We start from the raw sequence: 13410 nt of genomic DNA on the forward strand, positions 1-13410 counted from the left end.
CATTTTTCATTAATTTTTATAGAAATATTCAAAAACGTTAATCAATTTTTTATTCGAATCATAATTGTATACCATCTTAGTACAGTCATTAGAATTATTTAATGATATAGTTTTTGATAAAAGCTTATCTTTATTTTTTGATATAAAAATGTCCTTGTTTCCTTCTTTATATCTTATGTTTTCTGAAAGTAATACATTGTCTTTTAGGCTGTAAACCTTCAAATTAGAATAAAAAACTTCTTGTTGATTTTTATATTCGTACAGAATCTTTTGGGTCGAACCGGTCTCTTTTATAATCCTCCTCAAATTATCATATTCAAAAAAATTAGTAAGGACTACATCTCCGCTCCCGTTTACCGTTTCGCTCTTTATGCACTGAAATTTGTCATTTAGATGAAAAATATTAGAAATCATTACATCTTTTTCATCTACAGAAATGATGGCGAATTGATTTTTCTCATACTTAAAAACAGCTTTGGACTTCACACCTTTTTCGTTTCTATGTACAATGCTGTCAATTAAATTATACGAATTTCTATAATATACATCTTCGGAGTACAGCGCATCATTGATAAAGGTCGAGTATTGTTTTGTTAAGCCGTTTTTGTCATACACGGTTTCTAATTGCATAATACTCTTTGTATTTCTGGTACTATCTGTAAAAACTTCAGCAATTACTTTTCCCTTAAGACAGCTTAAATTGAATGAGTTTTTAGGGTAATATGAGGTGTTTGAGTTTTTTATCAAAAGAGTAGCATAATTCTCATTCACTTTAAATTTTTCCTCTAATTTTTGTCGTGATTCTTTCTGACGCTTTGCTGCCTCTGCTTTTCGCATACTTGTATAATAAACTTTGTCATTAAATAGAACTTTAAAATAAGATTCGTATGCTTTAATATAATTATTTGGATTGGTTTCGATAATTGGTTCATCGACACCGTTGGATAATATCATTCCAAATTTGAGTTTAACGCTATTATTGTTAAAATAGTAATAACCATAATTCCTAAACTCCAGAGCACAATTCTCATTAATACGAAGTACATGTACCTCTTCTATTGATTCAAAAGCTTCTGCAAATCGTTTATATATCTCTAAATGCTTTCCTGGCTCATTAACCTCTCCGGAACTAAAGAAAACCAAGGTTACTTCTTCTTTATTATTAATCTCATAAAGCGCAGCATCAGGCTCTGGACTATTGGTAATTAGCTTTTTAGAACATGCTGACAATAATAGCAAACATGATACAATACAGATTAAATTTCTTGTAATTTTCAAAATATTATTTTTTTTTCAGCCTTTCCATTTTTATAAATGATATAATCTTCTGTATTAGTTTTTTGTAAACTTATCCTTCATTTTTAATAACTTATCTATCTGTTAATAAGACCCATAGCAAGAGATTTTCCAGCATCTATTTTCGTTACAGATGCCTTCGCAGAAAAAATATCTTCAAAAAAATTTGCAGCATACTGGATATCCCCACATATCCAGACGTTTTCTTTCTTGTCTAAAAACCCCCTTTTTAGCCTCTCTCACTATGGATTTCTTTTTTGTTGACTATTTTATTTTACTGATTACAGGACATAAGAAAAGTACAGTTTAATACAATTTGGTATTTTAATTTCATAACCGTTAATTTATTACTCACCATTACATTTAGCAGTAAAAAGACTTTTTTCTATTATTGTAAATGGTTTAACCAAAATTTTACCAGGCGAAATTTTATCATATTTATATAAGATTCCAATACTATGATAAGCATCTTGTTTTTTTTCGGGATACAGCTCTTCATTTTTTTCGTAATTATACTTTGAGATATAGGCATTTTTAGATTTGTTAAATGAGTAATTCTGTGGTATACTCATTGATGACTCGTCAAAAACACCATAAGACGGATTGCAGTAAAAGCTGTTTTTCTCTTTAAGCGTTTCACCCATCTCCATAATTTCTTTCATTTCTTTTTTTAGTTTATCATCAATTTTCATTTTTTCAAACCTTTGCCTGCCATTCAGAATTATTCCGTCTGTAGTTTTAGTAATAGAAAAAATCATTTCGTAATAGTAACGTTCCGGGTCATTGTAAACAGCAATAAAATCATTGTTTTTGTTTAATAAAAAACTAAAAGTATTTCTTTTGTCATAATCCCTGATATTCTCTGAAACTATATCAACAAAAGAAATTGCATCAGTTCCTTTACTAAAATAATGTACATACTCACTTTTAAAGCAATTTGGGTTCTTGTTGAAAACCCGCTGCATTGCATCTGAATCAGCTTTTCCTATAAAGGTTTCTTTTTCGTCAAAACCATCAAATTTTATTTTACAGCCCTCCTTGATATTAGGGTTATATCTCCCGTATAATTCAAAAAAATGCTCAGGATTCTGGGGATTCAATATGATCTGATCGCTCTCTTTGTGCCAGGAACCTTGTATAAAAGTTGCATAGGCAATTATATAAAAAGCATTATTTTCTGCTAAAATCAAACGGGCATTTCCTGAACCACGATAACATCCAAGATAAGGCTGTACATCCTGAGCCAATACGCTTAAAGATGTTAACAAAATGAGTAACAAGATATTTTGTCTTTTTTTCATGTATTTATAATTTTCAAATAATTCAGTTCTGTAAGTATCTATGAGCTAAGTCTGACGTTTTTACTATGCATTCTTTGGCTGAAAAATTAAATCTTTAGAATACAAATTTTAATAAAAAAAGAATGTGAATTTAAGTAGATATATATTCGCCTGAGATGATTCGATATTTGTAAAGATCTTTTTTAAATCCGTATTAATAGCTCTGTTTTTTTTTTACCAGAAGAGTCAATAAAACCATAGTATATCAGTTGGGCTTAATTTATCTTCGTATAGATTTTCCCCTTCCAGAACATTAATTTAGCCGGATTTTCAGGATGGTCAAACTTCATATCAAATTCAGCTTTTAAAATTCCTTTCTGCATCGCTTTTTTGTCAATTTTTATATTGCCTTCATTACATTCATATATTAGTTTTCCATCAACGATGCTATTCAGTTCAATTCTTGGATTGCTGACGACATTATTAATAATATAAAAGTTTAACGTAGAATGGGTAGCTGTATTTGCGAGAGTATAACATTCAATAGTGTCTTTGCTCAATCGTTTTGCTTTCATTTCGTCGGCACCTGCATACTCATAACACCAGGCTTCACATTTCAAACTATGTTTTCGTGAAAAAGAAAAATCACCATCAAGATTTTCAACCCATTGTATATCAAAATCTTTGAAAGGAAAGAGACAAAAAACAAAGCCGAATAAAAAGACTGTATATTTCATTTTGAAATATTGGTTTTAAAGCTTTAGGGAACATTTTGGTGCGTTGCGTTCAGATGGAAAATCAAAACCTAAAAAATGATATTATAACTAAAGTTCAATTGAAAAGCTTTGCACTTCAGCTCTCCTGATATCAAACCTTTGTTAGCGGAAGTTTTTTATGCTGTCTAATTTTTGTATTAATTCATAACTGTTTCCGCCGCCACAAGAAGAATGAATTACTTTTCCGTTTGAGTTAATAAGAATTTTTGCCGGACTGCAGTACATATTATAATTTAAGATTTCAGGTTTGTCATGCGATTTTGTGTTATCAATCTGCTCAAATAAAATTTTAGATTTTTTCAAATATTCATTCAGTTCGTTTTGGTTTTCAACATAGCCTTCAATTATACCAACAAACTTGATTTTGTCTTTATATGAATTATAAATTTCATTTAATTCTTTAGTCATATCATATGTGTCACTCTTTTTTAAATAGGATTTGTCGTAGATAAATACCACCAAATTTTTGTTTTTAAAATCCTGAGAGTTAAATAGCTTACCGTTTACGGTTTTCGCAGAAAAATATTTTGGTGTTCCATTCATAAAAAAATCAATTTGATTTTTCATTAACTCCTGAACTTGCTTTTGGAGTTTTTCTAAATTATTATCCTTTTGTTCTTTCTTATTTTGACAAGAAATCAAAAACGGTAAAATTGCAAGCAGTAATAAAATTTTATTCATCCTAAATCAGTAATTATGGTTGATATAGAGTTCTAAAATATAGATTGAAATAACTATGACAAATAATATAATATTTGCATAAACAAAAGGTGTTCGCTTTTTAAAAAATAATATAATTGCCTCAATAATAATCCAGGCACTCCAAAGAATAAGACTTCCAAAACCTAAAATCATTTGCACAAAGTTTGAACCTAAGAAATCATTTCCGCTTTGTTTGTCACTAAAAATAATCATGGCAAACAAAAAAAGAGGAATAAGCCCTGTAACTGTTCTCCAAAATATGTGTTCAAATAATTTTTCTTTCATATTTTTCATTGATAATGGTGTGTATTTTCAAAATGACACTAACGTCCTGCGGCTTTGCGAAGTTTGGGATTTTGTTACTGATATTTATCTTCTCAATGATAATCTGTATAAATGTCAATATTTTTCATGATTTCTTAATTTGATATATTAGATGTACGTTTTATTTTTAAGCGGACTATTGTCGTTATGCAGCAAGTCATTTGCAATTTGCACCATTCCATTGTTATTTGCACCACCCCAAATTGCTCTTCCAAAAATATAGCTCGTTGTGTATTCCTGCCAGGTGCTGCAGTATTTTTTTAAATCGGAGTAAGATTTTGCCAAATATTCTTTAAGTTCATTTTCTGAAAGATAACCCAATTCATAACAACAGCGTGCTAAAAAAACACCTCTTCCATAATTCCAGCCGCTGTCTTTTGTCTTTTTTAGCTGGGAAAAAGTTGTGATAATTTTCTGTTCGATTAATTCTGGAACAATATTATTTAGCTTTCTAAACAGGTTCAAATAATATTCAAATATGTCGTTTTCGTTTGGCAGGTTTGATTTTAAAATGTCAACATAATTTTCTCTATCCTCAAATGCTTTGTAAACAATATTCATATTTTCATCTTGATTCCTGTTGTGCAGGCTTTGAAGAATTTCAATCGCTTGGTTTTGATTATATATCCCCCAGTAGGTTTCGACTAATTTACCAACATCAGATTTATTTAAACCTGTTTCATAAGAATTCAGGTATGCCGATTGTTGTTCTGCATACATTGAACCTATAAGTAAATGGTCTAATAAATAACCTCTTACCTCATTTTTTTTGTTTAATCTTATGTCTTCAAATGAGTTTAAAATTTTCGAAAAAAATCCCATAACTATTTACACTATTTTAAATTAGGAACTTTATTTTGTAAAATGGTTATAAATTTTTCGCCCACTACTTGATATTTAGCCCTTGTTTCTAATTGTTTCTTCAAATTTAACATATCTGCCGGGTCGGTTCTATAATTAAGCCTGTCGTGAATTTCAAGTGATAACGGACTACCGTCAATATTAAAAGTGATAATATGTGTTTTTGGTAAGTATTCTTCCGAAGATTTGGAATAAACACCTAATTGCGATTTCAGGATACCGCCATATTCAAGTTTGGCATCTTCAATTCTGAAATTATCAAAAACAATATGTTCATCTAATTCGCCTGCTGTATTAGTACTAAAGAAATGCAAATCGTTTCCGCTCAAAGCCCAAAAACAGTCCGTTTCTATTCTTCTAAGTTTTACACCAATTGCAGATAATGCTGCATTTTTTATACCATCAGTTACGATTTCCTGAACTTTACTACTTGTCGATTGAGGCACAGACGCAGAAGTAAACGCATCAATAGGTTTACCTTTCATCCACTGTTTTAATTGTGAAAAATCCTGAGTCAACAGTTCTTGTTTGTATTGGTCATATTTAGTTCGTTCAAAATCTAAATCAATTTCTGATTTTGCAGCCTTGTGTTTTTTATTCATATAAATCATAAAAAATACACCTGCAATTACCAATATAACTGGAATTAAAAATAATGGGTTCATAAATTTTTTGTTTTCTTAATTTGTTTTTAAATACTTCTTTACGTTTTTAGACTTATCTTTAAAAAAGAAATATATAAGCCTAATAATCATATTTAGAATACAAATTTTAAAAAAACGATAATGTGAATTTAAGTAGATATAGATTAGCCTGAGATAAATCGATATTCGTAAAGATCCTTCTTAAATTCGTATTAATACCTCTGGTTTCTTACAGGGAGTGTAAGTAAAACAACAGTTCCCTTCTCATTAGAAATAATTTCTATATTTGTCTTTATTGCGTTTTCTTTCGCTAATATCGCCAAACGTTCTCTGGCTATAGTTCCTGACAAAGACTGATGGTTAGGTTTTGCATTAGATGTACTCTCATAACCTTTTCCATTATCCGTGATTTTTACCAGCAATTGGTTTTCCTGCGAAAAGATTTCTATTATTATTGCCCCCTTATCAGAATGATTTCCAATACCATGGATAATCGCATTTTCAACAAAAGGCTGAATCAGCATAGGAGGAATTAATAATGCTGAAGTATCTGTATCTGGTGTTATTATTTCGTAAGCGAATGCATATTCGAAGCGCATTTGCTGCAAGCTCAAATAATTTTCTATAGCCTCCAGCTCCTGATCGAGCGGAACATAATTTTTTCGGCTCAATTCTAAAGAACTTCGAAGCAATTTGCTGAATTGACTTAAATATTTTATTGATTTTTCCTTTTCATCAAACCTGATAAAACTTTGTAATGCCGACAAAGTATTAAAGATAAAATGGGGTTCCATTTGTGTTCGCAGCAATTGCTGCTGCAATAAAACTTTCTCTTTTTCCTGTTTTTGTCTTTTCTGTCTTTGGAAAAAATAAAGCAGCAATACCCATGAAACTGCCAGCAGTGCCAGTAAACCAACAATAAACAGCAAGAGCTTATTACGTTCCAGACGATTTGTAGTATAATCAATAGTTTTATTTAGTCCGTAAATAGATTTATCTTTGGCCTGGAGTTCGTAAATAGTAGCCATTTCTTCTGTAGCCTGAATACCGGAATTTCGCAGGATATTATCTTTTAGTTCCAATACCTCGCTGGTTTCGTTCTGAGCTCTGAAATTATCTCCTTTAGCTAAATAATAGTGCAGTTTTGCCTGTTTATTAAGGCATTTTTCATAATAAGATAATATCTGTAAATGCCGGCCTTCAATTTTATCAGCCTGTTTAATTAAGACTTCTGCTTCAGGAAATTGTTCAGCATGAACACGCAGGTCAATAAGATTGGCTATAGTCGTGTAAAGATTTTTAATCGCTACCGGGCTTTCAGGATCGGCTGATAAAATTCCTGCATCGTATTGTTTTACCAAACTATAATAATGTATCGCTTCATTATATTGACTGCTCAATGTATAATAGTGTGCCGTATGCTCATTAGTAAATCTAATCTGCATAGGATCATTAGTTTTCACAGAAATATGTTTCAGCTTTTTGAGATAAAAAAGAAGTGAATCTGCCTTGTAAATATTACTTTCTTCGCAGGCTGTAAACAACTGCGAATATGCCCTGAAATTATACTTATAATGATCTTCGGGCATTTTTTTTAAAATTTTTAAAGCAAGCTGGTTTTGTTCAATTGACTTTGGGTACTGGCTGATTTTATTATTGTCCTGAGCCGCATTAAGTAAACAGATCACTTTTGCCAATGGTTTGCATTTAAGCGAATCGTCATTCATAATTATGGCTGCCGATTTATTAAAATAATAAACCGATTGGTAAAACTTACCTTCATGTTCTGAAATTAACCCGGCCCCATTGTAAACAGTAAATTTAAGGGCATTGAAACCTTTTTCTTTTTCTATTAAATTTAAAGCAATATTGATGTGATTTTTGGAACTGTCTATATTGCTTTTTGCCAAATTTTTAGCCAGATTATAATGTATATAAGCTAGAGCCGAACCCGTTTTTGAGAAATCTTTTTGTTTGAGCTTACCTGACCAAAAAGCAAGTTTGTCGATTTGAGGATTTTGATCCAGGCTATCGCTCATTACTTGTAAATTCTCCAGCATTTTTTCCTGATTAATCACTGTTTTCCCCGGTTTCTGCTGACAGGAAATTACAAACAGCAGCAAAAAAAATACAATTTTGTTCATTATCTCAAAGGATTTAAATGATCTATAACAAAATCTTTTCTGCGGGTTGCAACAGGAATTTCAGCAAGATTTCTCATAACTATTATGCCTGTTTTCATGTATTTATCTATAAAGTTTTTATTGACAATATATGACTGGTGTGTTTTTATAAAAAAATCGCCTGGCAGGATATCTTCATAGTATTTTAAAGGTTTAGAAGCGGTTACTATTTTTTTATTTTCCAAGTGAATTTGGGTGTAAGACCCCTCGCCGGAAAGGTATATAATTTCATTCAGCCGGACTATCTGCATACAGTCTAAAGATGTGATACAAATACTGGAACTCATATCAATAGTTTTTGCAGCACTATACTCTTTCAAAAAATTAAGCTGCGTGATATAATCAACCTGTTTTACTTTGCTGACTTTTTGTATTGCAGCTGCAAATTCATCACTGTCAATGGGTTTTAAAAGATAATCCAGTGCGCCGTACTTAATGGCTTTTATGGCAAAATGATTATAAGCTGTGATAAAAATAATATGAAAAGAAGGCTGTTCTAACTGATTCAAAATATCGAAAGCCGTACCATCTGTCAGCTGAATATCCATCAAAATCAAATCAAATTCTGTATTTTTTATGATTTGCAATGATTCATTTACTGAACTCGCCATTGCTTCTAACTTTAAGGATTCTTGTTGTGAAACTAACCATTGGAGTTCTTTTCTTATCGCTGGCTCGTCTTCAATAATCAGGGTTCGTATTTTGTTCATATTATGGAATAGTGGTTAATAAATTATTACTCAGGAATTGATTTCTTTCATTTGAATAAAATTTAAGGCACGAATATATAATTTTTTATTTCAATCTTTTGAATAACCCTGCTGTGCCTGATTTTTTTTATTTAAATCGATACGGATTTAAAAAAGACAGCACCGAATCTCCTGCAGCTTGCTGCGAATTTATATCTGCCTGAATTTACAATACTTTTTTTCTAAGATTTGTATGCCGTAATTTCTACTTTTCATTACAAATCATGATCTATAAAAACTTTATACTTGGTGTTTGCCTGAGTTTATTGGTACCTGCTTGTCAAAACAGGAAATCATCAGCTGCCACCATAAAAAAAATGCCTGTGTCAAAATCAACAGATATACAGGCGGCTCAGTTACAATTAGAATCAACAGTACCAAAAAAAGATACTTTAGATGCTGAAATAACTCAATTTTTAGAAGAGAACAATTATATGATTCAATATGAAGCTGTTGGTTTTCTAAATAAGGACAACTTTAAAGACAAAGTTTTGATCTTACAGGAAAACGATGAAGAAAGCAAATCCCTTCAGCGGCTTACTATTATTTTATTAGGCAAAAAGCAAGGTTTTGAACTGTACAAAAAAAGTTATACCATAATGCCGCCTGAATATAATGATGATAATTATAAAGCATTTGATACAGAAGATGTCGAAATCGAAAAGAATAAAATAATTTTTGATTTATATGCCGTTGGTCCAAACGGACATATTTCTTTTGAATTTATTTTTCAAAATAACGATTTACAATTACATGAATTTACCGGTTATTTTATGGGAGCAGGCTCACATACAGAATATATTTATACTCCAAAAAACCAAACCAACGGCATACTTAAAGAAACCACTATTAATACAATGGAAGATGAGATGCCGTCAACAACAAAATCATATACTATAAAATTAGAATCACCGCCAACTTTTGAAAGTTTCGATTATAAAATTTTTCTGGATGAACTTTTTAGACAATTTGGCGATAAACAGTAAAATATTATAAATTTCAGATCCTAAACAGGATTAAATCCAATCTGTAAAATTAAAATTGACAATGACAAATAAACCAGCCTTCATGCAGTTAAAATGCTTTATTGTGCTACTATCCGTTTCATTTATTTTTAATGGCTGCCAGGAAAAATTCAACGGAAAAAATGAGCAGGATTTTAAAACTTCGAGAGAGAAAATCGAAAAAAATCTCAGCCAAAGTGAAAAAATTAATTTAGAAAAAGCGCTGCGCGTGATCGCATTAGAAGCAATGAAATTAAAATGGGAAGCTCCTGAAAAGTACTATAATAAATCTTTCAACAAAATTTCTTTGGAAATGATTGATGGTTTATCATTTTCTTCGGTTATAACTTTAGCAGAAGATATTTTAAAAACCCGGAACAAAAAGGAAGTTGAAAAATTAACTAATGAAATTGATCACTTAACTCTTCAAAAAAACGAAATCGCAAATACTAAAAAGACACTAAATCTATTTAGAATCAGCGAGACGAAATTAAATAAAACCAGTTTTTTTGATGAAATGGTTCCCGAATTAGAAGTCAGTTATCAATACATTGGTAAAAATAAACTCATCGGTCCTAAAACAATCCAGTTTGAAATCAGAAAAAAATCAAATAACGAAGTTCTTAAATCTGAAATTATTGTTAATGGAAACAGTGAAAGCATATTGGAAAATGGAGAGGTAATAACCGAAAATATTCTATTAGGGCAAACCAAAGAAACCAATCCTAAATTATGGAATGCTCAAAAATATCCCGTTGATAATCCAAATCTATCCGATTATGATTTGGTATTAAACGTTACTGTGCTGGCCTTAACTCCTAATGGAAAAAAAATCGAGATGCCAAAAATAAGTATAGAACAAATTAATAACGAAATTAAAAATAACCAGACAAAGTTAGAGGAACTAAAATCTGTAAAAGGGACTTTGGATGAGTTAGAATTGACTGAACAATAGTAAGTAAGACATCATAAGTAATTTTACAACTATTAAAAAATCCACGGCATTTCAATACAAAATACCGTGGCTTTTTAAAATTACTCTTTATGATAAGGACATCCTGATGGTGCAGAAGATCCACTTACAGCAGAAGATTTAATTGCAGGGTTTGGAAACTGCTCTTCGATTAAACGTTTTTGATCAGGAGAAACATCTTCTAATTTGCGAAGCGTATTTACTTGTATGTGCGGCCAGCTTGTAGTACCGCCGTCATCTCCAAAATCAAATTCAAAAAATATAATCTGTTCGTATTGCAGCTGAAGGATTTCTTTTCCGTTTTCTACAACTGTTTCAATCCACATTCTCATGTTCATTTCAACTGTACTAACAAAACGATTTACAAACGGAACATTTAATATACCCCCTTGCGCCCCTGTTTTATTTTTGGATGATAACTCAATAAGTACATGATTTTTTATAGTTTCTCCTTTAATGGAATCACGAAGACGTAAATCAGGTCTTACTGAATAAGGATATAAAGAATGGGCCAATATTCTCTGTGTATAGATTTTATTCTCTCCCTTATCATTTTTATCATTAAGTTTTTCAAATACCCAGGCAGGAGGCGGCTGATCTAAATTTATAGGTTTGGCTTCGCTTGCACCCGCTCCGCCCATAGTTCTTGAAATGGAAAGATGATCGTATTTCCAGGCTGCATTTCCATGTGGAAATTGAGGAGCGCCTTCAATTAAATAACCTGAATTGTCCGGACTTATATCTCCTAATAAAGTTATGGTACTTCCATGCGGAATTACGCCGCTTCGTGAAATAGAATAATCAGGTATAAAATAAGGCCCTGTTTGACCGGATCCGGGCTTAAGTTCTTTAGATGCTATAATTTCAGAATACTGTCTTCCGTTTAAATTTTCCAGCGTTACATATTCTTTCTTGCCCAGATCATTTACAATCAAAAAAAGAGTTTCGTCCTGATAGCCGCTTTTATATAAATTTTTATTCGGATTTTTTGGTGATACAGCGTGTACACCGCGGTCTTCTTTAATCGTTTTTTCGGTGGCTGCATAATTAAATATATCACTTAACCATAAGTACATACCGTTTTCTTCGTGAATTGGAGTATATTTTAAAGATTCATCACCCGGTACAGTATTGACGCTTTTTATACTTTGCTCATATTTAACAGCTCCGCAAAATTGTTCGTTTGCACCCCCGCGATTACGAACTCCTCCCGGCACTAAATCAAATGTTAGTTTTTCTATATACTCTTCACATTCAAAACTATATTTTCCGGGAATCGTTCCTGCATTTGTACCCGGCGACGGCATAATGGTGGTATGTATACCGCTTCCTGTTAATTTTCTATCATTTTGTCCGTTATGATTGTAGCTCACCCAGGTTCCTTGTAATACTTTCAGCACACCGTAATCTACATTGTTTACAATTTGCTGCAGATTATTTTCATGAAAAGCCCTGATTGGATCCTCAATTTGAACTTTTGTATATCCATCCATCAAATCCCCTAATATTCCTTTACTGCCCTTTGCCTTTGCAGTTCCAGATAATAGTTCTTTTTTATTTACATTTAAATTTTCAGCTATATGAGGTAAATTTATCCCATCAGCAAGGTTCTTTCGTTTTAGCATAGTTTTATTTTTTTTTAATTAGCAAATCCGGGTATTCAAAAAAACAGACGTACTTTTAGAACAATATAAAAAAGCACTGCCATAAGTCTAAATTACTGGAGACAGAAAATCAATTATAAAAAAATGACACAAAACGGAAATTATTCGTCACAAAACAAATTATATAAAGGATGAGATAATATGCGGAAGTATAAAGTAACTGTACTGGCTTTAATTAATAAACTCCTTACTGCTGACAAAAGGCTTTGATTTGATAAAAAAATAATTGCAAATATAATTATATTCCCAGATACAATTATCTTCTTTTTGTACGCTATTTTTAGCCCATCTGGTAATAAAAACATTAATAAGTTTTCATTTCTATTGATAATGTTTGCAACAAAATATAACCAAAGTAATAAAATAAAAACTTGCTATTTTATTTAATAAAATGATTTTTGATAAGCCGAAAAAAGTTGTATTGTACACAACTTTTTTCGGCCTGTAACTTTAAGATAAATCTGCAAAAGATCTTCCAAAAATAAATCCGAAATAAAAAAGCACAGAGGCTGTAATTATAACATAGATTATAAATTTATTTGGCTGTACTTTCACATAATTTTCAATCCGTGTCAAAATAGTTTTCATAATAAAATTTAAAATAGGTTAATTTTCATTTACAATATATTTAATTTCTGATGAATTTATATCTGCTCAAAAATACTTTTAAACTGATACAAGATTCTTTCGATTAAGCGTAAATCTTCGGTTACGATTTCGGCACTTCCTTTCATTTCCTGCTGAAACAAAATTTGTTTGTTATAAGAAGTATGCAGTCCGTCTGGCAGTGCAACATCAACCAATAGATTTCCGTCTTTATCCGGAACCAGAGAAATGTTCTGAATTCTGCCTTTTAAAACACCAAATTCCCTGTCCGGAAAATTAAGACAAATATTTTATCTTTAAACATGTAGGACCGCAATCCTTAAAATCTGCTTGTTTATAAAATGAAAA

12 protein-coding genes and 1 pseudogene are annotated in these 13410 nt (G+C 31.2%); 2 read left to right on the forward strand and 11 right to left on the reverse strand.

Going from position 1 to position 13410, the window contains the following annotated elements; genetic code table 11:
* Nucleotides 1–9 precede the first annotated feature (9 nt).
* The 9 genes from LUU93_RS14910 to LUU93_RS14950 form a co-directional block, all read right to left on the reverse strand.
* The gene (locus tag LUU93_RS14910) at nt 10–1278 is read right to left on the reverse strand and encodes a hypothetical protein (protein WP_232681953.1); all 1269 of its coding nucleotides are present in this window, start codon (nt 1276–1278) and stop codon (nt 10–12) included.
* 365 nt (nt 1279–1643) lie between these two features.
* Nucleotides 1644–2597 (reverse strand): hypothetical protein, encoded by a 954-nt coding sequence (locus LUU93_RS14915; protein ID WP_232681954.1) that lies wholly within the window; start codon nt 2595–2597, stop codon nt 1644–1646.
* Between the two features lie 254 nt (nt 2598–2851).
* Entirely contained in the window at nt 2852–3313 is a 462-nt protein-coding gene (locus LUU93_RS14920; RefSeq protein ID WP_232681955.1) for a hypothetical protein, read from the reverse strand.
* Between the two features lie 141 nt (nt 3314–3454).
* The gene (locus LUU93_RS14925) at nt 3455–4033 is read right to left on the reverse strand and encodes a peroxiredoxin family protein (RefSeq protein WP_232681956.1); all 579 of its coding nucleotides are present in this window, start codon (nt 4031–4033) and stop codon (nt 3455–3457) included.
* Between the two features lie 6 nt (nt 4034–4039).
* Nucleotides 4040–4339, reverse strand: coding sequence for a hypothetical protein (locus LUU93_RS14930; protein ID WP_232681958.1), 300 nt, complete (start codon nt 4337–4339; stop codon nt 4040–4042).
* Between the two features lie 147 nt (nt 4340–4486).
* Entirely contained in the window at nt 4487–5200 is a 714-nt protein-coding gene (locus LUU93_RS14935) for a DUF1266 domain-containing protein (RefSeq protein WP_232681960.1), read from the reverse strand.
* Nucleotides 5201–5211: 11 nt separating this feature from the next.
* Complete coding sequence (locus LUU93_RS14940) at nt 5212–5904, reverse strand: hypothetical protein (protein WP_232681962.1); 693 nt, start codon at nt 5902–5904, stop codon at nt 5212–5214.
* A 191-nt stretch (nt 5905–6095) separates the two neighbouring features.
* Nucleotides 6096–8027, reverse strand: a complete 1932-nt coding sequence (locus LUU93_RS14945) for a sensor histidine kinase (protein ID WP_232681963.1) — start codon at nt 8025–8027, stop codon at nt 6096–6098.
* Nucleotides 8027–8776 (reverse strand): LytR/AlgR family response regulator transcription factor, encoded by a 750-nt coding sequence (locus LUU93_RS14950; protein WP_232681964.1) that lies wholly within the window; start codon nt 8774–8776, stop codon nt 8027–8029. The genes LUU93_RS14945 and LUU93_RS14950 overlap by 1 nt, the downstream gene beginning before the upstream one ends.
* Nucleotides 8777–9138: 362 nt before the next feature.
* On the opposite strand from LUU93_RS14950, the gene LUU93_RS14955 reads away from it, so the two are divergent.
* Nucleotides 9139–9801 carry a hypothetical protein gene (locus tag LUU93_RS14955; protein ID WP_232681965.1) on the forward strand — a complete coding sequence of 221 codons (663 nt, stop codon included), beginning with the start codon at nt 9139–9141 and terminating at the stop codon, nt 9799–9801.
* Between the two features lie 61 nt (nt 9802–9862).
* The gene (locus LUU93_RS14960; protein WP_232681966.1) at nt 9863–10774 is read left to right on the forward strand and encodes a DUF6694 family lipoprotein; all 912 of its coding nucleotides are present in this window, start codon (nt 9863–9865) and stop codon (nt 10772–10774) included.
* Nucleotides 10775–10854: 80 nt separating this feature from the next.
* On the opposite strand, the gene LUU93_RS14965 is transcribed toward LUU93_RS14960, so the two are convergent.
* Together LUU93_RS14965 and LUU93_RS14970 are read right to left on the reverse strand one after the other, a co-directional pair.
* Nucleotides 10855–12417 (reverse strand): peroxidase, FMP-type, encoded by a 1563-nt coding sequence (locus LUU93_RS14965; RefSeq protein WP_232681967.1) that lies wholly within the window; start codon nt 12415–12417, stop codon nt 10855–10857.
* Between the two features lie 683 nt (nt 12418–13100).
* A pseudogene (locus tag LUU93_RS14970) lies at nt 13101–13340 on the reverse strand (HlyD family secretion protein); the annotation flags it as partial.
* Nucleotides 13341–13410 lie beyond the last annotated feature (70 nt).

The sequence above is a fragment of the Flavobacterium soyae genome (genome assembly GCF_021245985.1).
In the GTDB taxonomy this organism is placed as follows: domain Bacteria; phylum Bacteroidota; class Bacteroidia; order Flavobacteriales; family Flavobacteriaceae; genus Flavobacterium; species Flavobacterium soyae.